This is a genomic window from Streptomyces sp. NPDC006529 (assembly GCF_040611795.1).
GTDB lineage: Bacteria > Actinomycetota > Actinomycetes > Streptomycetales > Streptomycetaceae > Streptomyces.
Window position 1 is genome coordinate 1 of sequence record NZ_JBEXPB010000025.1, and the last position, 22,077, is coordinate 22,077.

Annotated in this window: 21 protein-coding genes and 1 pseudogene; 7 read left to right on the plus strand and 15 right to left on the minus strand. The window is 72.8% G+C overall.

Translation table 11 applies throughout. From position 1 onward, the window contains the following. Window positions 1-345 (minus strand): annotated as a pseudogene (locus ABZY31_RS18550) (arginine--tRNA ligase); the annotation flags it as partial. 180 nt (window positions 346-525) lie between these two features. Between ABZY31_RS18550 and lysS the strand changes: the two are divergent. Continuing rightward, window positions 526-2,256 (plus strand): lysine--tRNA ligase, encoded by a 1,731-nt coding sequence (lysS, locus tag ABZY31_RS18555; RefSeq protein ID WP_356411524.1) that lies wholly within the window; start codon window positions 526-528, stop codon window positions 2,254-2,256. Window positions 2,257-2,337: 81 nt separating this feature from the next. Here lysS and ABZY31_RS18560 read toward each other — a convergent pair whose 3' ends face one another. From ABZY31_RS18560 to ABZY31_RS18570, 3 genes are all read right to left on the minus strand, one after another. Then, window positions 2,338-3,675: a DUF2637 domain-containing protein gene (locus ABZY31_RS18560; protein ID WP_356411527.1), complete on the minus strand. Its 1,338-nt coding sequence runs from the start codon at window positions 3,673-3,675 to the stop codon at window positions 2,338-2,340. 104 nt (window positions 3,676-3,779) lie between these two features. Further along, on the minus strand, window positions 3,780-4,574 hold the full coding sequence (locus ABZY31_RS18565; protein WP_356411529.1) for a DUF3558 family protein: 795 nt from the start codon (window positions 4,572-4,574) through the stop codon (window positions 3,780-3,782). 156 nt (window positions 4,575-4,730) lie between these two features. Then, a complete protein-coding gene (locus tag ABZY31_RS18570) occupies window positions 4,731-5,624 on the minus strand; it encodes a DUF3558 domain-containing protein (protein WP_356411532.1) in 894 nt (297 codons plus the stop codon). Between the two features lie 174 nt (window positions 5,625-5,798). Between ABZY31_RS18570 and ABZY31_RS18575 the strand changes: the two genes are divergently transcribed. Continuing rightward, a complete protein-coding gene (locus tag ABZY31_RS18575; RefSeq protein ID WP_356411535.1) occupies window positions 5,799-6,992 on the plus strand; it encodes an RtcB family protein in 1,194 nt (397 codons plus the stop codon). Between the two features lie 103 nt (window positions 6,993-7,095). Here ABZY31_RS18575 and ABZY31_RS18580 read toward each other — a convergent pair whose 3' ends face one another. Continuing rightward, window positions 7,096-7,716, minus strand: coding sequence for a Uma2 family endonuclease (locus ABZY31_RS18580; protein ID WP_356411538.1), 621 nt, complete (start codon window positions 7,714-7,716; stop codon window positions 7,096-7,098). A 135-nt stretch (window positions 7,717-7,851) separates the two neighbouring features. Between ABZY31_RS18580 and ABZY31_RS18585 the strand changes: the two genes are divergently transcribed. Then, entirely contained in the window at window positions 7,852-8,562 is a 711-nt protein-coding gene (locus tag ABZY31_RS18585) for a polysaccharide deacetylase family protein (RefSeq protein ID WP_356411541.1), read from the plus strand. A gap of 85 nt (window positions 8,563-8,647) precedes the next feature. On the opposite strand, the gene ABZY31_RS18590 is transcribed toward ABZY31_RS18585, so the two are convergent. Both ABZY31_RS18590 and ABZY31_RS18595 read right to left on the minus strand, forming a co-directional pair. Next, window positions 8,648-9,403 (minus strand): SDR family oxidoreductase, encoded by a 756-nt coding sequence (locus ABZY31_RS18590; protein ID WP_356411544.1) that lies wholly within the window; start codon window positions 9,401-9,403, stop codon window positions 8,648-8,650. Window positions 9,404-9,484: 81 nt separating this feature from the next. Continuing rightward, a complete protein-coding gene (locus ABZY31_RS18595) occupies window positions 9,485-9,820 on the minus strand; it encodes a YnfA family protein (RefSeq protein WP_356411547.1) in 336 nt (111 codons plus the stop codon). A 192-nt stretch (window positions 9,821-10,012) separates the two neighbouring features. On the opposite strand from ABZY31_RS18595, the gene ABZY31_RS18600 reads away from it, so the two are divergent. Beyond that, complete coding sequence (locus ABZY31_RS18600) at window positions 10,013-10,543, plus strand: hypothetical protein (protein ID WP_356411550.1); 531 nt, start codon at window positions 10,013-10,015, stop codon at window positions 10,541-10,543. Window positions 10,544-10,593: 50 nt separating this feature from the next. Here the strand turns inward: ABZY31_RS18600 and ABZY31_RS18605 are convergent, their stop codons facing one another. From ABZY31_RS18605 to ABZY31_RS18640, 8 genes are all read right to left on the minus strand, one after another. Next, a complete protein-coding gene (locus tag ABZY31_RS18605; RefSeq protein ID WP_356411555.1) occupies window positions 10,594-12,273 on the minus strand; it encodes an FAD-dependent oxidoreductase in 1,680 nt (559 codons plus the stop codon). A gap of 31 nt (window positions 12,274-12,304) precedes the next feature. Continuing rightward, window positions 12,305-13,042, minus strand: a complete 738-nt coding sequence (locus tag ABZY31_RS18610; protein ID WP_356411558.1) for a Mut7-C RNAse domain-containing protein — start codon at window positions 13,040-13,042, stop codon at window positions 12,305-12,307. A 425-nt stretch (window positions 13,043-13,467) separates the two neighbouring features. Further along, window positions 13,468-13,887, minus strand: a complete 420-nt coding sequence (locus ABZY31_RS18615; RefSeq protein ID WP_356411559.1) for a nuclear transport factor 2 family protein — start codon at window positions 13,885-13,887, stop codon at window positions 13,468-13,470. Window positions 13,888-14,031: 144 nt separating this feature from the next. Then, window positions 14,032-14,841, minus strand: coding sequence for an MBL fold metallo-hydrolase (locus ABZY31_RS18620; RefSeq protein ID WP_356411562.1), 810 nt, complete (start codon window positions 14,839-14,841; stop codon window positions 14,032-14,034). A 61-nt stretch (window positions 14,842-14,902) separates the two neighbouring features. Beyond that, a complete protein-coding gene (locus ABZY31_RS18625) occupies window positions 14,903-15,523 on the minus strand; it encodes a DsbA family protein (protein ID WP_356411565.1) in 621 nt (206 codons plus the stop codon). A 136-nt stretch (window positions 15,524-15,659) separates the two neighbouring features. Beyond that, window positions 15,660-16,196: a MarR family transcriptional regulator gene (locus ABZY31_RS18630; protein WP_356411750.1), complete on the minus strand. Its 537-nt coding sequence runs from the start codon at window positions 16,194-16,196 to the stop codon at window positions 15,660-15,662. A gap of 78 nt (window positions 16,197-16,274) precedes the next feature. Next, window positions 16,275-16,787 (minus strand): GNAT family N-acetyltransferase, encoded by a 513-nt coding sequence (locus ABZY31_RS18635; protein ID WP_356411568.1) that lies wholly within the window; start codon window positions 16,785-16,787, stop codon window positions 16,275-16,277. 175 nt (window positions 16,788-16,962) lie between these two features. Continuing rightward, on the minus strand, window positions 16,963-17,574 hold the full coding sequence (locus ABZY31_RS18640; RefSeq protein ID WP_356411571.1) for a hypothetical protein: 612 nt from the start codon (window positions 17,572-17,574) through the stop codon (window positions 16,963-16,965). A gap of 133 nt (window positions 17,575-17,707) precedes the next feature. On the opposite strand from ABZY31_RS18640, the gene hemL reads away from it, so the two are divergent. The 3 genes from hemL (at window position 17,708) to ABZY31_RS18655 (ending at window position 22,031) form a co-directional block, all read left to right on the plus strand. Then, window positions 17,708-19,042, plus strand: a complete 1,335-nt coding sequence (gene hemL / locus ABZY31_RS18645; protein WP_356411574.1) for a glutamate-1-semialdehyde 2,1-aminomutase — start codon at window positions 17,708-17,710, stop codon at window positions 19,040-19,042. After that, window positions 19,039-19,719 (plus strand): histidine phosphatase family protein, encoded by a 681-nt coding sequence (locus ABZY31_RS18650; RefSeq protein ID WP_356411577.1) that lies wholly within the window; start codon window positions 19,039-19,041, stop codon window positions 19,717-19,719. The genes hemL and ABZY31_RS18650 overlap by 4 nt, the downstream gene beginning before the upstream one ends. Window positions 19,720-20,777: 1,058 nt before the next feature. After that, complete coding sequence (locus tag ABZY31_RS18655) at window positions 20,778-22,031, plus strand: hypothetical protein (protein ID WP_356411579.1); 1,254 nt, start codon at window positions 20,778-20,780, stop codon at window positions 22,029-22,031. Window positions 22,032-22,077 lie beyond the last annotated feature (46 nt).

The window sequence follows — 22,077 nt, forward strand, 5'->3', positions numbered from 1 at the left end:
CGAGAGCGGCACGCCGAGGCGCGCGTCGGCGGCGCGGGCCGCCAGGGTCTCGACGATCGCCCGGTCGGTGACCGTGATGTTGAGGAAGCCGGGTCCGGAGACCTCGATCTCCTTGATCAGGTCGTCCTCACCGCCGGCGGGGATCCCGCCGACCACGGTGGTCGCCAGCTCGCGCGGGTTGGCCTTGGCCTTCTTCGCGAGCGCCAGGATGCCGTTGGCCTGGAAGTCGGCCCGGTCGCTTCGTCGCAGCAGCGGGTCCGCGCCACCGGCCTCCGGCAGGGCGGAGGCGAGGGCGTCGGCGACGCGCTGGTTGACGGACGAAGCGAGGGAAGGGACCGAGGCCATGAGCTGCCGTTCCTGTGAGGATGTACTTGAGCGCGCGGCGGGGCGCGCACTTGGGTGTTCCGACAAGTGCCGAGTATCCCACGCGGGCGCCTTCGGTTTCACGGGAGAAAACAACCGCGGAGCCCTCTCTTCCGTCTGGGAGAATGGCAGCAGCCAGCATTCGAGATAGAAGGACGTGTCGTGGCTCAGAGCAGCACCGAGACCGACTGGGTCTCCCGTTTCGCGGACGAGGTCATCGCCGAGGCGGAGCGCCGAGCACCCGGCAAACCTGTCGTCGTCGCGTCCGGACTCTCCCCGTCGGGGCCGATCCACCTGGGCAACCTCCGCGAGGTAATGACCCCGCACCTGGTCGCGGACGAGATCCGCCGCCGGGGCATCGAGGTGCGGCACGTCCTGTCCTGGGACGACTACGACCGCTACCGCAAGGTGCCGGCCGGCATCCCGGGCGTGGACCCCGAGACCTATGGCCAGTACATCGGCACGCCGCTGACCGCGGTCCCCGCGCCGGCCGGCTCCGCGTACGCGACGTGGGCCGAGCACTTCAAGGCCGCCATGGTGGAGGCGCTGGCCGAGCTGGGCGTCGAGTACGACCCGATCAGCCAGACCGAGCAGTACACGACGGGCGTCTACCGCGAGCAGGTGCTGTTCGCGATGAAGCACCGCGGCGACATCGACGCGATCCTCGACCAGTACCGCACCAAGCAGAAGCCGGGTGGCAAGAAGCCCCAGCAGAAGCAGGTCGACGAGGCCGAGCTGGAGGCCGCCGAGGGTTCGGGCGCCGCCGCCGAGGACGACGGCAGCGTGGGCGAGGGCGGGTACTTCCCGTACAAGCCCTACTGCGGTCAGTGCGGCAAGGACTTCACCAAGGTGACGTCCTACGACGACGAGAGCACCGAGCTGACCTACGTCTGCACCGAGGACGCGTTCACCGAGACGGTCAAGCTCAGCGAGTTCAACCGCGGCAAGCTGGTCTGGAAGGTCGACTGGCCGATGCGCTGGGCCTACGAGGGCGTGATCTTCGAGCCCTCCGGCGTCGACCACTCCTCGCCCGGCTCGTCGTTCCAGGTCGGCGGCCAGATCGTGCACATCTTCGGCGGTGAGCAGCCGATCGGCCCGATGTACGCGTTCGTCGGCATCAGCGGCATGGCGAAGATGTCCTCCAGCAAGGGCGGGGTCCCGACCCCGGCCGACGCGCTGAAGATCATGGAGCCGCAGCTGCTGCGCTGGCTGTACGCCCGCCGCAAGCCGAACCAGTCCTTCAAGATCGCCTTCGACCAGGAGATCCAGCGGCTCTACGACGAGTGGGACAAGCTGGAGGCCAAGGTCGCGGACGGCAGCGTGCTGCCCGCCGACGCCGCCGCGCACGCGCGCGCCGTGCGCACCGCCGCCGGTGAGCTGCCGCGCACCCCGCGGCCGCTGCCGTACCGCACGCTCGCCTCGGTCGTGGACATCACGGCCGGGCACGACGAGCAGACGGTCCGCATCCTCAACGACCTTGACCCCGCGAACCCGCTGGGGTCGCTGGACGAGGTACGCCCGCGGCTGGACCGCGCCGAGAACTGGATCACCACTCAGGTCCCGGCCGACCAGCGCACGCTGGTGCGAGAGGAGCCCGACACGGAGCTGCTGGCCTCGCTGGACGACGAGGGCCGCGAGTCGCTGCGCCGGCTCCTGGACGGCCTGGACGCGCACTGGTCGCTCGACGGGCTGACCACGCTCGTCTACGGCGTGCCGAAGGTGATGGCGGGCCTGGAGCCGGACGCCAAGCCGACGCCGGAGCTGAAGGTCGCGCAGCGGACGTTCTTCGCGCTGCTCTACCGGCTGCTGGTGACCCGGGAGACCGGGCCGCGCCTGCCCACGCTGCTGCTCGCGGTCGGGGCGGACCGGGTGCGCAAGCTGCTCGCCGTCTGAGTCCGGTGCGAGAAGGGCCCGAACCCCGCGGGGGTTCGGGCCCTTCTCCATGCCATCCGGTCGGCCGGTCGCCGGGGGGCGTCAGGCGATGTGTTCGTTCTCCAGGTCCGTCTGGTAGCGCTGCTTCAGCTCGGGCATCAGCCGCTTGAGCGTGGTGGAGCTGCGCGGGTGGACGATGCCGTGGCCGTCGGAGAGGTGTATGTCGAGCTGCTCGGGGCTCGGCCAGTTGCCGTGCTCGTCGACGTAGGTGCGGAACACCTCGTACGCCGCCTCGGCGAACTTCACCTCGTCGACCGGGGTGAGGTCCTGGCCGTCGGCCGGGCCGTCGGCCGGGACCGCGCCGGGGGCCGCCGCCACCGGGCCGGGGGCCTGCTGCGCCGCTTCCTGCTGCTGGGCGTCCGGGCCGGTCGGGGGAAGCACCGGGGTGGGCTCCAGGCCCTCGACGTACTGCGGGTTGTAGCCGCCCTCGTACGCCGCCTGCGGGGCCAGCGGGGCCGCGAACCACGCGCTGTTGTGGGCCGCGGGCATCGCGGTCGGGTCGACGGCGAAGGGCGGCGGGGCGGCGCTGTGGACGGGCCCCGGCGCGGGCGCGGGCCCGCTCGCCTGGGCCGGCAGTACGGGCTGCGCCTGCGCCGTGGCGGCCTGCGGCAGTCCGGCCACGTCCGGCTGCCCGGCCGACTGGCGCGCCTCCAGGGCCGTCGGCGCCGCCTGGGCGTCCGCGAGCGGGGGCAGCAGCGCGGGTTCGATGCCCGCGGCCGCGAGCCCCTCGGGCACCGTCTGGGACAGCGGTACGCCGATCCGGGCGAGGCGCAGCGGCATCAGCGCCTCGACGGGGGCCTTGCGGCGCCACGCGCGGCCGTAGCGGGCCTGGAGGCGGGCCTGGTAGATCAGCCGGTCCTGCTCCATGCCGACCGCCTGCTCGTAGGAGCGCAGCTCCCACAGCTTCATCCGGCGCCACAGCTTGAAGGTGGGGATCGGCGAGAGCAGCCAGCGGGTGATCCGCACGCCCTCCATGTGCCGGTCCGCGGTGATGTCGGCGATCCGCCCCACCGCGTGCCGGGCGGCCTCGACCGTCACCACGAACAGGATCGGGATGACGGCGTGCATGCCCACGCCCAGCGGGTCCGGCCAGGCCGCCGCGCCGTTGAAGGCGATGGTGGCGGCGGTCAGCAGCCACGCCGTCTGGCGCAGCAGCGGGAAGGGGATGCGGATCCACGTCAGCAGCAGGTCGAGCGCGAGCAGCACGCAGATGCCCATGTCGATGCCGATCGGGAACACCAGCGAGAAGCTGCCGAACCCCTTCTGCAGCGCCAGCGCGCGCACCGCGGCGTAGGAACCGGCGAAGCCGATTCCCGCGATGACGACGGCGCCGGCGACGACGACGCCGATGAGTATCCGGTGCGTTCGAGTCAGCTGCATCGCGGCCACCCGCGATCCCCTCCCACTATCGAGCTACGGCAGGCACAGCGTACGGGTGAGGTGATCTCACCTGGTCCGCGGGCCCGTTCGGCCGGGCGAGCAGGTCAGGCGGCGGACGCGGGAGCGGAGGCCGAGGCGGAGGCGGGGGCGGACGGTGCGCCCGAGGCCGCCGGCTGCGCGTTGGCGGCGGCGACCGCGTTCACGGCTTCGCGGCTCGCGGCGACCGCGCCCTCCAGCAGCTTCGCCGGGTCGGGGGCGGCTGCGCCCTCGTAGGCGGCGCCGTTGTAGTCCAGGGAGACCACGACGTTCTGGGTGCGCACGATGACCGTGGTGTTGAAGAAGTCGGCGCCGTCCTTCTTCGTGGTGTAGGTGACGGAGGTGCCCTGGTCGCCGACGCCGCCCACCTGGTCGTTCTTCGCGTTCTGGGCGCCCTGGACGGTCTTGGCCGTCTGGAGCTGCTTGTTGTACTGCTCCTCGGCGCGCTTGTTGCCGCTGCCGAGGGACTCGTGGGAGTCGTAGCGGACCAGGGAGACCGCGAGCCAGTGGTAGTCCGAGCCCTTGAGACCGTTCTCGTCCAGGCCGTTCCAGGAGCAGCTGGCGCGACTGGTCAGGTCGTTCGACTTGGTGGCCGTGCCGTTCTTGTCCTTCGCCTCGGGGACCAGCGCGTCGATGGTCTTCTCCTGGACCGTCTTGCACGGGTCGGGCAGCGTGGCGAAGGCGGCCTTCTCCAGAGGGGCGGACGGCTTCTTGCTCGGAGCCTTGGACGCGGCGGACGAATCGGACTTCTTGCCCGTGTCGGTGCTCTTGCCCGAGTCGGACGAGCAGCCGGAGACGGCGAGGATCACCGGGACGGCTGCGCAGGCGATGACACGGGTGAGGCGCGAGGCTGATCGGTGCATGATTCCTTCGTACGTTGGTGGTCGGTGGGCACGGGGACCCGGGCAACGGTAGCCCGACCGGGCGCCGGCCTGCTGTGCCCGCCGTCACGCGGGGCTGTGGCCGGGGGCCGGCGGGGCCCGGGCGGGCCGGCCCGTCCGTCGGCTGTCGGTCGGCCGTCAGTCGTTGAAGCGCTCCACCAGGGCCTGTGCCACCTGCCGCGCCTCCTCCTGCGTCTCCGCGCTGGAGGGGACGCCGCCGGGCAGCGCGGGCTGGACGCTGTACTCGACGGTGACGATGACGTTCGCGGTGCGGAAGACGATGCGTACGGTCCGTGCCTGGGCGGCGGACCCGGCCGCGCTGAGCCGGTCCTCGACGAAGGCGGCGTCCCCGAGCCCGTCCAGGACGCGGGAGCCCAGCTCGGGGGGAGTGGGCGTGGCGGAGGGCGCGGGGGCGCCGGTGGCGGGGGTGCCCGGGGCGGGTGCGGTGGCGGGCGGCGCGGTGGCGGGTTGCGCGGTGGTGGCGGGCTGCGCGGCCGTGCCGGGGGCGGGAGCGCCGCTCGGGGCGGTGCCGGGGGCCGGCGTCGTGGCGCTCGCGCCGGGGGTCGGGCCGCTCGGCGGCACGGGGGCCGGCAGGTGGGCGTCGGTGAGGCGGCGCTCGTAGACCTGGCGCGTCTTGGCGTCGTCGCTGCTGGTGGCGCGGTCGTAGGAGACGACCCGCTCGAAGCCGACGGACAGCAGCCGGGTCTCCTCGGGGGTCTGCGCCTTCCAGCGGCAGCCGACGCGGCGGTCGCCGTCGTACGAGGTGTCGGCGGCCCCGGCGTAGAGCTGGTCGCGCTGCGGTGAGGTGAGCGTGGCCGCGGCCGGGAGCATGGCCCGCAGCCGCTTCCCGTCGACCGCCTTGCACGGCGAGGGCAGGCTGCGGTACTTCCCCGGCGGCGCGGCGACGGGCGTGCCGCCGCCCGCCTTGGAGTCGGTGGTGGTCCCGGTCCCGCCGCCGCCGGTGCACCCGGCCAGAAGCGCGGTGAGCATCACGATGCCCGGGAGGACTTGCCGTACCGCGTTGCGCTGCACGTCGTCTGGCTCCGTTCGACAGGCGAAATTGCGTTGCCGCTGCTGGGCCGCGCGTGGACACAATGTCTATCGCACACGCTGGTGCTGACGCCGGTCCCATGTCGTCTTTGGGCCCTGATGCGAGGCTTTTTGCGTATTGAGACTTTTCTGAGGTTGACGGGTGTTGAGGAAGTTATGTCGTATGTAGAGGTGCCCGGGGCGAAGGTCCCGATCCGGATGTGGACCGATCCGAGCGCGGTCGAGGACAGCGCGATGCGGCAGCTGCACAACGTCGCGACGCTGCCCTGGATCAAGGGCCTGGCCGTCATGCCGGACGTGCATTACGGCAAGGGCGCCACCGTCGGCTCGGTCATCGCCATGAAGGACGCGGTCTGCCCGGCCGCGGTGGGCGTGGACATCGGCTGCGGGATGTCGGCCGTACGGACCTCGCTGACCGCGGGCGACCTGCCCGGGGACCTGTCGCGGCTGCGCTCGAAGATCGAGCAGGCGATCCCGGTGGGTACGGGCCTCCACAAGGAGGCGGTGGACCCCGCGCGCCTCTACGACTTCGCGGCGGACGGCTTCGACGACCTCTGGACGCGCTTCGACTACATCGCGGACGCGGTCAAGTTCCGCCGGGAGCGTGCCGCGAAGCAGATCGGGACGCTCGGGGGAGGCAACCACTTCATCGAATTCTGTCTCGACGAGACGGGATCGGTCTGGCTGATGCTGCACTCCGGCTCCCGGAACATCGGCAACGAGCTGGCCGAGCACCACATGGGCGTGGCCCGCGGGCTCGCGCACAACCAGGACCTGGTGGACCGCGACCTCGCGGTGTTCCTGGCGGCCACGCCGCAGATGCAGGACTACCGCAACGACCTCTTCTGGGCGCAGGAGTACGCCAAGTACAACCGCGCCGTGATGATGAGCCTCTTCAAGGAGGTCGTCCGCCGGGAGTTCCGCAAGGCGAAGGTGTCCTTCGACCACGAGATCAGCTGCCACCACAACTACGTGTCCGAGGAGCGCTACGACGGCATGGACCTGCTGGTCACCCGCAAGGGCGCGATCCGTGCGGGCAGCGGCGACTTCGGGATCATCCCGGGGTCGATGGGGACCGGCTCGTACATCGTGAAGGGCCTCGGCAACGAGAAGTCCTTCAACTCGGCCTCGCACGGCGCGGGCCGCAAGATGAGCCGTACGGCCGCGAAGAAGCGCTTCTCCACGCGGGACCTGGCGGAGCAGACCAAGGGCGTGGAGTGCCGCAAGGACTCCGGCGTGGTGGACGAGATCCCGGGCGCGTACAAGCCGATCGAGCAGGTCATCGACCAGCAGACCGACCTCGTCGAGGTCGTGGCCAAGCTGAAGCAGCTCATCTGCGTCAAGGGCTGAACCGGGCCCGGGACGCAGTTGTCGGGGGAGCGGAGGGACCCGGACCCAGGGTGGTCCGGGTCCCTCCGCGTGCGTGCGGGGGTGCGCTGCGGGGGCCGGTGCGTCAGGCGATGGGTTCGCCGGGTTCGCCGTCGAGGAGTCGGTCGACGGCGAGTTCGAGGGCGACGCCGGTCACCTCCGGCAGCGGGACGTTCATGCCGCGCTTGAAAGGCGTGCGCGAGCGGTAACCGCCGCCCCGCGGATCGGTGTACAGGACGACCTCGTCGTGGCGGCGGTCCGCGACGAGGTACACCGGGATGCCGGCCTGGGCGTAGCAGTCGACCTTGGGGCCGATGTCGTCGGACCAGTTGGAAGACGTCACTTCCAGGACCATGCGGAAGACGTGGGGGGCGAAGCAGTTCTGCCGGACGTGGGCGTCCTTGTAGTCGTCCTCGACCAGGGAGAAGTCCGGGATGGCGTGGTCCTCCGGACCCGACGGCAGTACGACGCCGATGGCCTGTAGGTATCTGAGGCCTGCGCGCTTCGCCCCGGCCTCGTAGAACTGCTCGATGAGCCACGTCAGGGCCTCGGCATGCGGTCCGTCGGCGGGCGGTGTCACGGTGAGCCTCCCCTGGAGAATCTCCACTCGGTGCCCGGGCAGCTGGCTGGACAGACGGTCGGCGATCCCGGCGAGCGTCGTCTCCTGCGCTATTACGGCCATGGCTTCCTCCTTATGGGGGCTCATGCTTCTGGAGCGTAGCGGCGGCCGGGGACAATCCGGGTGTGTTCACCCGTACGGGCGCAAGAGGTGTGGCGGGACCAACTTGCCTGTCGTGCACGGGGGTTGACGGTCGGAGTTGGTCTAGACCAGGGTGGCGGCATGAGGAGATCTCGGGTCGTTCTCGGTGTGTTCGCTTCGCTGTCGCTCACCTTCGGGGTGGCCGGGTCGGCCGTGGCGGGGGTGGGGGCCGGGGAGCCGGTCGTGGCTGCCGTCGAGGGGGTGGGGCTGCCGCCCGTCGTGTCGCGGGTGCCGACCGACGACCAGGTCGTCTTCCTGACCATCGACGACGGGTGGTACCACGACCCCGCCGCCGCGCGGACGCTCATCGGCAAGCGGGTGCCGGTGACGCTGTTCCTGCTGCCCGGAGCCACCTCGTACGACACGGCGTACTTCACGGACCTCGTCGAGCAGGGGCGGGCGACCGTCGAGAACCACACCGTCGACCACCCGGACCTGACCACGCTCGACGCGGCGGGCAAGGACGCGCAGGTCTGCGGGGCGCGGGCGCGGCTCAAGGGGACGTTCGGGCGGGCGCCGCAGCTGCTGCGGCCGCCGTACGGGGCCGTCGACGACGACGTGCGGCTCGCGGCGAAGGCGTGCGGCGTGAAGACGCTGGTCACCTGGACCCACGACTTCACCACCTGGAACGAGACGCCGCCGACCCCGCGGCTGCGGGCGGGCGACATCGTGCTGCTGCACTTCACGCCCACGCTCGAAGCCGACCTGGAGCGGGCGCTGGCCGCGGCGAAGGCCGCGGGGCTCAAGCCCGCGGCCCTCCCGCCCCGGCTCAGGGACGCCGGGCCGGCGTAGGCGGGAGCCCGGGGCGGGAGCGGGGCGGGGCGTGGCGTCGTACCGGACGGGCCGGCCCCGTCGGGCGGCCGCGTGCCCCGACCGGCTACAGCTCGCGGTGGACCTTCGCGTTCGAGGCCTGGGCGCGCGGGCGGACCACCAGCAGGTCGATGTTGACGTGACTGGGGCGGGTCACCGCCCAGGTGATGGTGTCGGCCACGTCGTCGGCGGAGAGCGGGTGGGCGACGCCCGCATACACCTTGGCCGCCTTGTCCGTGTCCCCGCGGAAGCGCGTCGTGGCGAACTCCTCCGTCTTGACCATGCCCGGGGCGATCTCGATCACCCGGACCGGCTGGCCGACGATCTCCAGGCGCAGGGTCTCCGCCAGCACGCGGGCGCCGTTCTTGGCGGCGACGTACCCGGCGCCGCCCTCGTACGTCGAGTGCCCGGCGGTCGAGGAGAGGACCACGACGGTGCCGTCTCCGGACGCGGTCAGGGCCGGCAGCAGGGCCTGGGTGACGTGGAGCGTGCCGATGACGTTGACCTCGTACATCGTGCGCCAGTCGGCCGGGTCGCCGGTGGCGACCGGCTCGGCGCCGAGCGCTCCGCCCGCGTTGTTGACCAGCACGTCGCACCGCTCCAGGGACGCGGCGAACGCGTCGACGGCCGCGCGGTCCGTCACGTCGAGTGCGTGGGCGGTGGCCAACTGCCCGGCCGCGGTGATCTCCGCGGCCAGCTGCTCGATGCGGTCCTTGCGGCGGGCGGTCAGCACGACGTGGTAGCCCGCGCCGGCGAGCTGCCGCGCGGTGGCCGCGCCGATTCCGCTGCTCGCCCCGGTGACGACTGCGATGCGGGGGGTCATGGGAGCGCTCCTCGTTCGGGTGATCGATACCCGGCCAGCATAGGCATGCGCCCGCACGCCCGGTCGGCGGTCCGCGGCGGGTCAGCGACCGCGCGGTGCGTACATGATGAGGGCCATCCCGGCCAGGCAGACCAGGGCCCCGGCGATGTCCCAGCGGTCGGGGCGGTAGCCGTCGGCGACCATGCCCCAGGCGAGGGATCCGGCCACGAAGACCCCGCCGTAGGCGGCCAGCACCCGGGCGAAGTCACCCTCGGGCTGGAGGGTGGCGACGAAGCCGTAAAGGCCGAGGGCGATGACTCCGGCGCCGATCCAGACCCACCCCTTGTGCTCGCGCACGCCTTGCCAGACGAGCCAGGCGCCGCCGATTTCGAGGACGGCGGCGAGGGCGAAGAGGGGCACGGAGCGGAGGAGCGGCATGGGGTCAGCCTGGCACGGGGTCAGCCTGGCATGCGGGTCGGGGCGGGGGGTGCTGGGCGGGGGTTGGGGGCCGGTTCGCGGACCGGGGCACGGGTCCGGTGCCGACCGTGGGCGTCGCAGATGGCGGGGAGGCGCGCCCTCGTTCGTGTGATGGTCCGACCGGTGCGCGGCGCGGGTCGTTAGCGTCCGCGCGTGGAGGTGGTGACGGTGACCGTGCGCCGTGGTGTCGTCCGAATCGTGGTGCCCGTGGGGCTGGTCCTGGGGCTGGTGCTGGCCGGGGCCGCGGCCCCGGCGGGAGCCGCGCAGGCGGCCGGGGCGGTGGCCCCCGGGGCGGGGGCGCCTGAGGCTGATGTGGCCTACCACGGGCGGGTGAGCCTGTCCGGCGGCCGGCTCGCCGTCTGGGTGGTCCCGGAGAACGAGGGGCCGGCCGCGCTCGCGAACACCACCCTGCGGCTACGGCTCTCCGCGGACCTCGCCCCCGGCCAGGAACTGGCGCAGGGCTGCGCCCGGGCCGGTCAGCGCGAGGTGATCTGCGAGACGGGAACCCTGCCCGCGCACGGGCAGGGCCGCCACATCGGCCTGCGGCTGCGCCTCAAGGAGTGGCCGCCGGAGGTGGTGGTGCGGCTGGACACGTGGTGGAACGGCGGCGCGACCGACCGCAACCACGCCAACGACGAGCGCGCGGTACTGGCCCTCGACACGGGTGACGCCTACTCCTTCTGACCCCGTGGGGTGGTCTCCAGCCGTTCCTTTCAGGGGCTGGCTCGACCGCGCTACTCCTTGCGAGCCCGCAGGATCCAGCCCGCGAGCGCCCGGTCGACCTCGGCCGCGGTGGGCGCGGGCGCGGACCAGGCGACGTAGCCGTCCGGCCGTACCAGTACACAGGCGGTACGTCCGTACGTGCGCCAGGAGGCGTGGGTGAGCCCGGGCTCCGGCGCGGCCGGAGCGGGGGCGCCGTCCGGCCCGAGCGTCATGCCGGGCGGGGTGATCAGGACGAAGCCGCCCGCCCGCAGCAGCTCGTAGAGCCTGCCCTCGCGCAGGACGGCGTCGGGCGCACGGCGGCCCGCGGGCCGGGCGGCACCGGGCGGCGGCGGGTAGGAGATCCCGATCCCGGAGACCATGCCGAGCGCACGGTCGCGGGCGGGCCGGACCTGGGCCAGGAGTGCGGCGCCGGCATCGCGCAGCGCGCGGCGGGCGGGCGTGGCGGCCATGGTGATCCGGGTCAGGGCGCCGCTCCCGCGGAGCACGAGGCGGCCGACGGGGTGGCGTTCGCGCTCGTAGCTGTCCAGCAGCGCCTCGGGGTCGGGGGCGCGGCCGAGGAGAACCGCGGCGAGCTTCCAGGAGAGGTTGGCGGCGTCCTGGAGGCCGGTGTTCATGCCCTGGCCGCCCGCGGGGGAGTGGACGTGCGCGGCGTCCCCGGCGAGGAAGACGCGGCCCACGCGGTAGTGCGGGACCTGGCGCTCGTCGGCGTGGAAGCGGGAGATCCAGCGGGCGTCGTGCATGCCGTGGTCGGTGCCGAGGGCGGCGCGGGTGGTGGCGCGCAGTTCGTCGAGGCCGACGGGGTCGTCGTCGTGGGCCCGGCTGTCGCGGTGCCAGGCGATGGCCCGGTACCAGCCGTCGCCGAAGGGGACGAGGAAGGCGAAGGCCCGGCCGTTGCTGTCGACGGCGAGCTGGTCCGGGGGCTCCTCGGTCAGGCGCACGTCGGCCAGCACCATCGAGCTGACGACGGCGCGGCCCGGGAAGGGCAGGCCGAGTTCGCGGCGGACGGTGGAGCGGACGCCGTCGGCGCCGACGACGTGCCGGGCGTACAGGGTGGTGGTGCGGTCGGTGGTGGGGGTGCGGAGGTCGAGGGCGACGGTGTCGGGGTCTTGGTGGGGGTGGGGGTGTTTCTGGTGGGGGTGCGGTTGCTGGTCCTGGTCCTGGTACGGGTCCGGGCTTTGGCGCAGTGCGATCAGCTCATGGTCGTACCGGATGTCCACACCTGTGGACAACGCGCGACGCTCCAGCAGGTGTTCGGTCTTGAATTGGGGGGTGATGAGAACGAACGGGAAGCGGGTGGGGAGCATGTCGAGGGAGAGGCTGAGCGAGCCGAAGAGGTTCAGTCGCCGGATCGGGCTGCCGGTGGCCACGAGTTCGTCGGCGAGGCCGCGCGCGTCCAGGAGTTCGAGGGTGCGGGCGTGGACGGCGAAGGCCCGCGTGAGGTTCGCGGCGGTCTGCGGACGGCGCTCGATCAGGGTGACGGTCAGACCGGCGGAGGCTAGGTCCCCGGCGATCAGCAGACCGGTCGGGCCGGCGCCGATGACCGCGACGTCCACGATGTCCACGACGTTCGCCGGGCCCGGGGTGTTCGCCGCGTCCGTCGGGTCCGGGGTGTTTGCTGCGTCCGCCAGGTCCGGGGTGGGTTGCGGCCGGGGCGCGGGCTCGGGCTCGGTGGCGGGAGCGGGGGTTGTCATGGTGGGAAGGTCTGCCCACCGCAGCCGGGCCCTACGCGGTGACGCCGCCGCCGAATTCCGCCAGCGCCTCGCTGACGATGACTTCCAGCCGGGCGTGGTGCGCGCCCCGCCAGTACACGCGCTCGCAGGCGACGCACTGGGCGAAGACGTCGTAGGAGCGCTGGGTGCCGCCCTCCAGTAGATCGCCGACGCTGTCCTTGTCGGCGGCGCGCAGCGTGCCGTTGCAGGCGGTGCAGCGGGTCCAGGGGTCAAGGCGCGGTGCGAACCGGCCCAGGATGTCGCGCAGTTGCTCGTCCGGCTGGTCGCTGTACACGTAGGCGCCCGCCCAGATCTCGCGGCGGCGCAGCAGCCCCCGGTCGCGGGAGAGCAGGACGCGCTGTTCGGCGGCGGAACGGGTGGCGAGCGCGGGGTCGCCGATGTCCTCGTTCTCGTACGCCGCGTCGATGCCGAGCAGGCGCATCCGCCGGGCGAGCGTGCCGAGGTGGACGTCCAGGAGGAAGCGGAGCGGGGCGCCGGGGACCTGCTGGGGCCGGGTGACGCCGCACGCCTCGACGGACTCGCCGCCCCGGGGCACGTACGAGACGGGTGCCTCGTGGCCGTCCACGAGCAGCCGGCCGACCTCGGTGAGCGGGACGCCGACCGATTCGACGACGTGGCCGAGGCTGGACGTGCCGTCGACGGGCGTGGGCACGCGCTCGGCCCGCCGGCTGGGCGCGGCGAAGAGGCGCAGCTCGGGGGCGAGGGTGAGGCTGATCTCCGGTCCGTTCACGCGTCCCAGCATGCCAGCCCGGCGCGGGGCGACGAAGGGGAATTTACCGCCGGGGGAGGCCGGGCGGGCACGGGTCGGGGGTAGGGGTCGGGGGTGGGGGTCGGGGCCCTGCCCGGGTCGGCCCGGGGGCGGTGGTGACGGTGCGGTGGTGACCGGGCGGGGGCGCGGTGTGGCCGGGTGGTCGGCCCGGCGCTCAGCTTGAGCTGCAACCTCGCCGTGCCGTGAGGACTGAGGTTGATCTCCAGCTCAGACCCGGTGCGAGGCCTCGCGGGGTGCGGGACGGCGGCGCTTGGTCCCGGGCGGCCGTTCGGGACCGGCGCCGCGACGTTGGAGAACACTGGTGACGTCGTAGCCGACGTCCATGACGATCTTGTGACGGCGGCGGGTCTGCTGGGAAGCGTCGTCGCCGGCGTCAGGCGTCAGGCTCAGGCGGGCATGGCGTCGCGGACCTTGGCGGTGTCCACGAACTGTTCGAAGCGGACGATCTTTCCGCCGCGGACGATGAAGTGGTGGGCGACGCGGACGTTGATGTCCTTCCCGGTAGCCTTGTTGGTGGCGGTGTAGCGGGCCAGGACCACGACGTTCTCGCCGTCGACGACGTAGGTGTCGTCGTGGGCGGTCCAGTCGTCCCACTCCTTCCCGAGCTGCTCCATCACGGCGGAGGTGACGCCGGTGGGGGTGCGGTAGGTGCCGGCCAGGGGGAAGCCGGCCATCTCGGTCCACTCCACGTCGTCGGCCAGGGTGGCCCGCAGCGCTTCGAGGTCGCCGTGGGCGGAGGCGAGGTACTGGCGCCGCACAACGTCGGCGGGGGCGGCGGAGGTGCGGAAGTCGGCGTTCTCACTCATGGTGGCGTCCTTTCTCGGGGAGGGGGAGCGAGCGGGGCGGGGGAATGCCCCCCCGGGTCGCGCACCGCCGCGCACGGTCGATGCCGGTGCCGGTGCCGGTGCCGGGTGGCGCGGGGTGTCCGGCAGCGGCTGCCGAGGGGCGGGTCAGCCCCAGGTCATCTCGCCCTTGGCGACCTTGGCCCCGAGCTGGGCGGCGATGAGCATCCCGGAGTTCGGGTAGCGGGCGACCAGGGCGTTGGTCAGTGCCTCGCCGCTGTCGGCCTTCTCCAGTTCGGCCTCGAACGCGACGAGGTAGTCGCGGGTGTAGGCGATCGGGCCGGCGTCCGGGGCGGCCGTGGTGGGCAGGCGGTGGCCGGGGACGGCGAAGGCGGGGTCCAGGGCCGTCATCTCGTCGAGTACGGCGATCCAGGCGGCGCGGTCCTCGGGCTTGCCGGTGTCGGCGACCCAGACGTGCTCGTTCTGGAACAGCAGCACGCCGGCGACGATGGCCCGGTGCTCGGCCTGCCACAGGTAGTGCCGGTCCGGCAGGCCGGGCTGGCCGCCCTTGAGCTGGAACAGGTGTCCCTCGAAGGTGAGGTCTCCGGTCAGTTCGGTCAGCTCGACCAGACGGGTGGGGCGGTTGGCGCCGACCTGCTCCCAGGCCTTGAGCTTGCCCTCGTAGGCGGCCTTGATGTGCTCGATCACCAGCGGCGTCGCGACGAGTTCCGCCTCGGGGAAGGCGTCGGCGATGACCTCGGCGCCCCAGTAGTAGTCGGGGTCGGCGTGGCTGATGAAGACCTTGGTCAGGGTCTTCCCGGAGTCCAGGACCTCGGCGGCCAGGCGGTGGCCATCGGCGCGGGTGAAGCCGGTGTCGATCAGGAACGCCTCCTCCGCGCCGGTGATCAGGGTGGCGGTCTTGTTCTTCGAGCCGACGGGGAAGTCCAGGTCGATGACCTTGAAGTCGAGGGTGCTCATGGCCGTCTCTTTCGGGGGGAGGGGAGCGGGGAGGGCTCGGGGAGCGGCGGGGAAGGAGGTGTCAGGACGCCGTGCTGAGGGCGGTCAGGCGCTGCTCGATCTCCTCGACGGTGGCGTGGCCGGTCGCCAGCGGCACGACCCGCTCGCCCTCGACGGCCAGCAGGGTGGGGAAGCCCCGTACGCCCAGTTCGGCGGTGCGGGTGAAGTCGCCCTGCGCGGCGGCGGCCGCTTCCGGCGAGGCGAACGCCGTCGCGAGGGCGTCGGCGTCCAGGCCGTGTGCCCCGGCGAGCGCGCGGTAGGTGTCCGGGTCGGACAGGCTCAGGCCGTCCGCGTAGAACGCGTGCTGGAGCGCGGCAGCCAGCTCCACGATGCGGTCGGGAGCGGCCTGCCGCAACGCGGCCGTGCCCCGGGCGGCGGCCTCGGAGTCCATCACGAACGAGCCGTCCGCGATCAGCCGCGCGTACCCGGCCCCGAACCGCACCCCGGTCAGTTCGCTGATCTCGGCGTTGGCGCCCTGGACGTATCCGAACTCCCCGATGGGTACCCGGCGCGTACCGGTGAACAGGCCGCCGGAGACCACCTCGACGTCCAGATCGGGGTGACGGCGTACGAGCTCGGCAAGGGTCGGCGCGAAACCGTAGGACCAGCCGCAGTAGGCGTCGAAGACGTAGACGAGCTTCATGAGGGTGTGCCTCCCGGTTGCGGGCCCGCTGTCCGCGAGCCATTCACCTGACACAACAGTAACTGACCCGTCAGATATTTCCCTGCGGGAGCACCGCTTCAACCGCTCCCCCTGCCGCTCGTCCCGCCAGGGACACTCAGCGCAGGCGGGGCAGCGCGTCGCGCGCCGCCAGGCTCACCGTCCGCAGGTCGGCCGCGAACCGTTCGCGGTGCTCCGCGGGCAGCGGGTCCAGCAGCAGCCGTCGTACGTTCTCCGCGTGCAGGCGGGCGGCCCGCACCACGGTCTCCTCCCCGAGCGGCGTCAGGGTGAGCAGTCGGCCCCGGCGGTCCTGCGGGTTGTCCTGCCGGTCCACCAGGCCGGCCGCCTCCATCCGGTCCACCAGCCGGGTCACTCCACCGGTGGTCAGGACCCGCTCCTGCGCCACGTCCCGCATCGACATCCCCGGCGCTCCGGCCCGGCCCAGGATCAGCAGCACCTCGAACATCAGGTGGCTGATCCCGCACTCCTCCTCAAGGGCGCGCCCCAGGATGTACTCCAGCCGGTTCGCGGCCCCCTGAAGCCGGCCGAACGCCAGCACCAGCGGGTCGTTCGCCGCCTCCCCGGCCGTCGTGATCTGCCCGTCCCCGGCCACCCGGTCACCCTTCTCCCGCGGCGCGGACGCGCCGCTGCCCATCATCGCGCGCCATCGGCGATCACGGAGCCGGCGCCCCGGGCGGCCCTACGGCACCATGGGCTCCCGGGGCGCCGCCCGTCAGGCGGGCAGGGTGTAGCGCCAGTCGTGGCTCGGGTGGAAGATGCCCGGCGGGTATTCGAAGTTCACGTCACCGAGCGACTCGAAGCCCGCGCGGCGGCATACCGCGTGGGAGGCGGCGTGGTCGGTGCTCGGGAAGGCGTGCACGAAGCGGTGGGAGCCGTGCCGGCCGACGTACGCGAGGAGTTCGGTGACCGCCGCCACCGCGAGGCCGCGGCCCTGGTGCTCGGGGAAGACGGCCCAGCCGGTCTCGTACACGTCCTCGTCCCGCCATTCGCGGGGCCAGAAGCCCACGGAACCGACGGTTTCGCCGTTTTCCGTCAGGCTGACCCGGAACATCCGCCCGGCGGCGGGCTCCCGGTCGCTCAGGGCGACGTAACGGCGCTGGCGGTCGGCCAGTTGCTCCTCGGACTCGGGTCCCCCCAAGTACTTGGTCATCTCGGGCTCGTTGGCCCGCAGCAGTAACCCGAAGTCCTCCTGGGACCAGGGGGTCAGACGCAGCGATATTTCCATGTAGAGGAGGGTAAAAGGAATTCCTCCCCGCTGTCCGGGACTCGGACCTATGGCATGGCCGGAACCGGCCGGAACCGGAAGGAAGCGCACCGGCGGCACACGGGCCGCACAGCGACAGCACACAAACCGCACACCAACCGCACACCGGCCACACATCGGCCGCAAGGCAGTACGGTCAGGGCCAGACCAGGCAGTACGGCTGGTGGCCCGCTTCGTGGAGGCGGTGGGAGAAGTCCTGCCACTCGTGCAGGAGCTGGTAGACGTTGAACGCGTCGCGCGGGCCGCCGCGGTCGGGGACCGTGGACCAGATGAAGGCCGCCGCGCCGACGGACTCCTCGCCGATGCCGCGCAGCGGGTCGACCACCGTCATCGGCAGTTTGACCACCGCGTAGTCGGGGTGCAGGACCACCAGCTCCAGCGGCGGGACCTTGTGCAGGGGTATGCCCTCGATGCCGGTCAGGACCATCGCGGCCACCGTCTCCGGTTTGATCTTGCTGAACAGGCCGCCCATGCCGAGTTCGTCGCCGCCCAGCTCCTCGGGCCGCATCGAGATCGGGACCCGGGCCGCCGTGGCGCCGTCCGGGGCGCCGAAGTACTTGTAGGTCACGCCCATGCCGCGACCTCCCGGTACCGCGCTCGGGGCGAACGGTACGCCGTCCACCGCATCCGCGCCGCGGCGGCGGTGCCTGCCCCGGCGCCGGGCCTCACGGGAAGCGTCGCGGGCTTCGCGGGCACGCTCGGGCCCCAGGCCGTCCGTACCCTCGCCCGGTCCGCCACCGCGTTGCATATCTCCACCCGACTGGTCTTGCCTGCCCCGGCCCCGTGACCCCCGCCACGCGGCCTGATCATCATGGCAGTGACCTCCCCCGCGGCGGCGCGGTGAAACGCCCGCCCGCAAGTCAGTCGCGGCCTCTGAGACCATGGCTGGTGTGAGCTACCCGTATCCGTATGAAGCCCCAGTCTCGCAGAACCTGTTTGACCGCGCGTCCCTCGTGACCCCCGGCGGCGTGAACTCTCCCGTGCGTGCGTTCCGCGCCGTGGGGGGAACGCCCCGGTTCATGGTGTCCGGTACCGGTCCGTACCTCACCGATGCCGATGGCCGCGAGTACGTCGACCTGGTCTGCTCGTGGGGGCCGATGATCCTCGGCCATTCCCACCCCGCCGTGATCGAGGCCGTGCAGGCCGCGGTCGCCCGCGGCACGTCCTTCGGCACCCCCGGCGAGGGCGAGGTCGCGCTCGCCGAGGAGATCGTCGGGCGGATCGCGCCCGTCGAGCAGGTGCGCCTGGTGTCCTCCGGTACGGAGGCCACCATGTCCGCGATCCGGCTGGCCCGCGGTTTCACCGGCCGGGCCAAGATCGTGAAGTTCGCGGGCTGCTACCACGGCCACGTGGACGCGCTCCTGGCCGCCGCCGGATCGGGCCTCGCGACCTTCGCGCTGCCCGACACCCCCGGTGTGACGGGCGCGCAGGCCGGCGACACGATCGTCCTGCCCTACAACGACCTCGAAGCGGTACGTGCCGCCTTCGCCGCGCACCCCGGTGAGATCGCCTGCGTGATCACCGAGGCCGCGCCCGGCAACATGGGCGTGGTGACGCCCGGCGAGGGGTTCAACCAGGGCCTGGCGGACCTGTGCCGCGCGAACGGCGCGCTGTACATCTCCGACGAGGTCATGACCGGTTTCCGTACCTCCCGTGCCGGCTGGTTCGGCGTGGACGGGGTCGCGCCCGACCTGATGACCTTCGGCAAGGTCATGGGTGGCGGCTTCCCGGCCGCGGCCTTCGGCGGGCGCGCCGACGTGATGGGGCACCTGGCCCCGGTCGGCCCCGTCTACCAGGCGGGCACCCTGTCGGGGAACCCGATCGCGACGGCCGCGGGTCTCGCGCAGCTGCGCCTGCTGGACGACGCGGCGTACGCGAAGGTCGACGCCGTGTCGGCCGAGATCCAGGGGCTGGTGACGGGCGCGCTCCGCAAGGAGGGCGTGGCGCACCGGCTGCAGACCGCGTCCAACATGTTCTCCGTCTTCTTCACCGAGGACGAGGTCAGGAACTACGACGACGCCAAGAAGCAGGAGAGCTTCCGCTTCACCGGCTTCTTCCACTCGATGCTGGAGCAGGGCGTCTACCTGCCGCCCTCGTCCTTCGAGTCCTGGTTCGTCTCCACCGCCCACGACGAGCGCGCGATCGAGCGCATCGCGGCCGCGCTGCCCGCCGCCGCCCGCGCCGCCGCCGAGGCCACCCCGGAGGGCACCGCATGAGCAGCAGCGACATCACCGTCGTCCACCTGATGCGCCACGGAGAGGTGCACAATCCGGACGGGGTCCTCTACGGGCGCCGCGCCGGCTACCACCTCTCCGAGCTGGGCCGGCAGATGGCCGAGCGGGTCGCCGAACACCTGGAGAACCGCGACATCACCCATGTCGTGTCCTCCCCGCTGGAGCGCGCGCAGGAGACGGCCGCCCCGATCGCCAAGGCGCACAGCCTGGACCTGGCGACCGACGACCGGCTGATCGAGGCGGCGAACGTCTTCGAGGGCAAGACCTTCGGCGTCGGCGACGGTGCGCTGCGCAAGCCGGCGAACTGGAAGCACCTGACGAACCCGTTCCAGCCGTCCTGGGGCGAGCCGTACGTCGAGCAGGTCGTCCGGATGATGAGCGCGCTGGACGCGGCGCGCGACGCGGCGCGTGGTCACGAGGCGGTGTGCGTGAGCCACCAGCTGCCGATCTGGATCGTGCGCAGCTTCGCCGAGAAGCGCAGGCTGTGGCACGACCCGCGGCGCCGGCAGTGCACGCTGGCCTCGCTGACGTCGTTCACGTACCAGGGGGACAAGATCGTGTCGGTGGGCTACAGCGAGCCGGCCCGCGACCTGGTCCCGGCGCATCTGCTGGCGGGCGCAAAGCCGGTGAAGGGCGGGTCCAAGGCCTTCGGGGCCTGACCCTGCCCCTCCCTTGCCGGGCGGGTGCCGGTCCCTGCCGGGTGGGTGCCGGTCCCCGGCCGGGTGGGTGCCTGTCCCTTGGCGGGAGGTGCCGGTCCCCCTGCCGGTGGGTGCCCGTCCCCCTGCCGGGTGGGCCTGTCGCCCTGCCAGTGGGTGCTTCCCCTCCGATCTGCCGGGTGGTACTCGGCTCCCGCTGAGCGGGAGGCCCGACCAGCGCTGCTGGGGCAAGTGCCCGACACCCGCTGGGCGGGTGCCCGTTCCGGCGTATGCCTGCCCCCCAGCCCAGGTGCCGGATCCCGGCCCGGGTGGGACGGATCCCCGTCAGGCGGGGCCCGACCCGTGCCGCGCGGGTGCGGGTGCCCGGTCCCGCGGTGGCGCCTGACCCAGGGCGTGTGTGCCTGCCCCGGCCGGGCACCCGCGCCCGCCGGTCGGGCGTGCGCCGACCTCCGCCCGGGGCGCACATCGGCCCCCGCCGGGCGGCCAGCCCCGCCGGGCGCTCGCCCCGGCCCACGGCACCACCGGCGCACCCCGCCACCGGCCCACGCCGGCCGGGCGGTGCCGACCTGACGGCCGGGTACCCGACCGCATCCCGGCGCCCGCGGCGGCACGGCGAACGCCCGCCGCGCCCCGGCACCTGTGTGGCCCGCCCCCGGCGCACGCCGCCCCCAGCGCACCCCCGCCCCCGCCGGGAGGGCGCCGCCCCCGCCGCACGCCGCGCACCGCCGCCCCCAGCGCACCTCCGCCCATGCGCACCCCTGCCCCCGGCTCAGGTCCGGGCCCGGGCGGACGCAGCCCCCGCCGCGCACGCTCGGGCCGGGTAGGCGTCGGCCTCCGCCCGACCCCCGGCCCCCGGCCCGTCCGGCCGACGCCCGGGCCGGGCCGGCGCCGCCCGCGCCGCCCGCTCCCGGCGACCAGGCGGCCCCCCGCCCCCCGTGATCGTCAAGATTGGCCATGGGTTGGGCTAATTTCATACAAGTCGACGCGCCGTCGCCGTGCTCGGGATCAGGCTCCGGTGGAATGTCCGTTTATACGACATTCCATCAGCGAGGTGAGCGGACATGCGTGAGGTCAGCCGAAGGAGCGCGCTCGGGCTCGGACTTGGGGCCGGGCTCGGGGCGGCGGCCCTGGTGGGGGTCGCGGGGTGTAGCGGGGGTGCCGGGTCCGGGGACGCCCGGATGGGGGCCGGGCCCGGTGAGGCCGGGCCCGCCCCGAGCGGCGGCGCGGCGCATCCGGTCAGGCCGATCGGCGACGGGTCCACCGCCGATACCGGGCCGCAGCCCCACCAGCCCCCGAAGCCCGTCCCGCTTCAGCCCGGCGAGACCCCGCCGCAGTTCGTCGTCTTCAGCTGGGACGGCGCGGGCGAGATCGGCAACGGCCTCTTCCCGCGCTTCCTCAAGCTCGCCAAGGACCATCACGCGGCCATGACCTTCTTCCTCTCCGGGATCTACCTGCTCCCCGAGTCGAAGCGGGACCTCTACCGGCCGCCCAACAATCCCGTCGGCGCCTCGGACATCGGCTACCTCAAGGACGAGAACGTCCGCAACACCCTGAAGTACGTCCGCCAGGCCTGGCTCGACGGCCACGAGATCGGCACCCACTTCAACGGGCACTTCTGCGGCGGCTCCGGCTCGGTCGCCCACTGGAGCGCGCAGGACTGGCAGAGCGAGATCGACCAGGCCGTGTCCTTCGTCACGAAGTGGCGCACCCACACCGGCTTCACCGACCTCGAACCGCTGCCCTTCGACTACGCGAAGGAGCTGGTCGGCGCGCGTACGCCGTGCCTGCTCGGCCAGGACCGGCTGCTGCCCACCGCCGAGAAGCTCGGCTGGCGCTACGACGCCAGCTCGCCCGGCGGCCTCCAGCAGTGGCCGGAGAAGAAGGGGAGCGTGTGGGACCTGCCGCTGCAGTCCATGCCCTTCCCCGGGCACTCCTTCGAGGTGCTCTCGATGGACTACAACATCCTCGCCAACCAGTCGAAGAGCAGCACCCGGGGCGTCCCGTCCAACTACCCGGCCTGGCGCAGCCAGGCGACGGCCGCCTATCAGGGCGGCTTCCGGCGGGGCTACGAGACCAACCGCGCGCCGCTCTTCATCGGCAACCACTTCGAGGACTGGAACGGCGGCATCTACATGGACGCCGTCGAGGAAGCGCTCAAGTCGATGGCGGACAAAAGTGATGTACGTCTCGTATCGTTCCGTCAGTTCACGGACTGGCTCGACGTCCAGGACCCCAAGGTGTTGGCGAAACTGCGCGGCCTCGCCCCCGGGCAGCCCCCGACCGGCGGCTGGAAGACCTTCCTGACCGCCGCCTGACCGCGTCCCGGCCACGCCCTGACCGTTCCCTCCCCGAGCCCGCCCG

What these genes read in the sequence shown, in the direction of transcription:
- ABZY31_RS18560 (WP_356411527.1), bottom strand. Translation starts at nt 3,675, where the DNA reads ATGCAGCTGACTCGAACGCACCGGATACTCATCGGCGTCGTCGTCGCC.
- ABZY31_RS18565 (WP_356411529.1), bottom strand. Translation starts at nt 4,574, where the DNA reads ATGCACCGATCAGCCTCGCGCCTCACCCGTGTCATCGCCTGCGCAGCC.
- ABZY31_RS18575 (WP_356411535.1), top strand. Translation starts at nt 5,799, where the DNA reads ATGTCGTATGTAGAGGTGCCCGGGGCGAAGGTCCCGATCCGGATGTGG.
- ABZY31_RS18580 (WP_356411538.1), bottom strand. Translation starts at nt 7,716, where the DNA reads ATGAGCCCCCATAAGGAGGAAGCCATGGCCGTAATAGCGCAGGAGACG.
- ABZY31_RS18585 (WP_356411541.1), top strand. Translation starts at nt 7,852, where the DNA reads ATGAGGAGATCTCGGGTCGTTCTCGGTGTGTTCGCTTCGCTGTCGCTC.
- ABZY31_RS18590 (WP_356411544.1), bottom strand. Translation starts at nt 9,403, where the DNA reads ATGACCCCCCGCATCGCAGTCGTCACCGGGGCGAGCAGCGGAATCGGC.
- ABZY31_RS18595 (WP_356411547.1), bottom strand. Translation starts at nt 9,820, where the DNA reads ATGCCGCTCCTCCGCTCCGTGCCCCTCTTCGCCCTCGCCGCCGTCCTC.
- ABZY31_RS18605 (WP_356411555.1), bottom strand. Translation starts at nt 12,273, where the DNA reads ATGACAACCCCCGCTCCCGCCACCGAGCCCGAGCCCGCGCCCCGGCCG.
- ABZY31_RS18615 (WP_356411559.1), bottom strand. Translation starts at nt 13,887, where the DNA reads ATGAGTGAGAACGCCGACTTCCGCACCTCCGCCGCCCCCGCCGACGTT.
- ABZY31_RS18620 (WP_356411562.1), bottom strand. Translation starts at nt 14,841, where the DNA reads ATGAGCACCCTCGACTTCAAGGTCATCGACCTGGACTTCCCCGTCGGC.
- ABZY31_RS18625 (WP_356411565.1), bottom strand. Translation starts at nt 15,523, where the DNA reads ATGAAGCTCGTCTACGTCTTCGACGCCTACTGCGGCTGGTCCTACGGT.
- ABZY31_RS18630 (WP_356411750.1), bottom strand. Translation starts at nt 16,196, where the DNA reads ATGGGCAGCGGCGCGTCCGCGCCGCGGGAGAAGGGTGACCGGGTGGCC.
- ABZY31_RS18635 (WP_356411568.1), bottom strand. Translation starts at nt 16,787, where the DNA reads ATGGAAATATCGCTGCGTCTGACCCCCTGGTCCCAGGAGGACTTCGGG.
- ABZY31_RS18640 (WP_356411571.1), bottom strand. Translation starts at nt 17,574, where the DNA reads ATGCAACGCGGTGGCGGACCGGGCGAGGGTACGGACGGCCTGGGGCCC.
- hemL (WP_356411574.1), top strand. Translation starts at nt 17,708, where the DNA reads ATGGCTGGTGTGAGCTACCCGTATCCGTATGAAGCCCCAGTCTCGCAG.
- ABZY31_RS18650 (WP_356411577.1), top strand. Translation starts at nt 19,039, where the DNA reads ATGAGCAGCAGCGACATCACCGTCGTCCACCTGATGCGCCACGGAGAG.
- ABZY31_RS18655 (WP_356411579.1), top strand. Translation starts at nt 20,778, where the DNA reads ATGCGTGAGGTCAGCCGAAGGAGCGCGCTCGGGCTCGGACTTGGGGCC.